Origin of the sequence: Pseudomonas sp. NPDC088429 (assembly GCF_044753305.1) — a bacterium.
GTDB classification, from domain to species: Bacteria; Pseudomonadota; Gammaproteobacteria; order Pseudomonadales; family Pseudomonadaceae; genus Aquipseudomonas; species Aquipseudomonas rustica.
The window spans coordinates 1-835 of record NZ_JBIVMX010000053.1; the positions used below are offsets into that span (position 1 = coordinate 1).

Genomic DNA, 835 nt, shown 5'->3' on the forward strand with positions numbered 1-835 from the left:
AACGGGCCGGCAACTCGCTGGAATTCATCGAGAGCGTAAATATCGACCTGTTCCCGGACGAGGTCTACGTGTTCACGCCGAAAGGCCGGATCATGGAGCTGCCGAAAGGCTCCACGGCGGTCGACTTTGCTTACGCGGTACACACCGACGTCGGCAACAGCTGCATCGCCTGCCGGATCAACCGTCGTCTCGCACCGCTGTCCGAACCGCTGCAAAGCGGCTCCACGGTCGAGATCGTCAGCGCACCCGGCGCCCGTCCAAATCCGGCGTGGCTGAATTTCGTGGTGACCGGCAAGGCCCGCACGCACATCCGCCATGCGCTGAAACTGCAGCGCCGTTCCGAGTCCATCAGCCTCGGCGAACGCCTGCTGAACAAGGTGCTCAACGGTTTCGACAGTTCGCTGGAGAAAGTCCAGGCCGAACGCGTCAAAGCGATGCTCACCGAGTACCGCCTCGAACTGATCGAAGATTTGCTTGAAGACATTGGCCTGGGCAACCGCATGGCCTACGTCGTCGCCCGCCGACTGCTCGGCGAAGGCGAACAGTTGCCAAGCCCGGAAGGCCCGCTGGCGATTCGCGGCACCGAAGGTCTGGTACTGAGCTACGCCAAGTGCTGCACGCCGATCCCGGGCGACCCGATTGTCGGGCACCTGTCGGCGGGCAAAGGCATGGTCGTGCACCTCGACAACTGCCGCAACATCAGCGAAATCCGGCACAACCCGGAAAAATGCATCCAGCTCTCGTGGGCCAAGGATGTCACCGGCGAATTCAACGTCGAACTGCGCGTCGAGCTGGAACACCAGCGCGGCCTGATCGCTCTGCTGGCCAGTAGCGT

General features: G+C 62.5%; 1 protein-coding gene. It reads left to right on the forward strand.

All coding sequences use genetic code 11. The annotated features are described in order from the left end of the window. On the forward strand, positions 1-835 hold an 835-nt coding region (locus tag ACIP66_RS21670; RefSeq protein WP_400650781.1), incomplete at both ends, for a TGS domain-containing protein.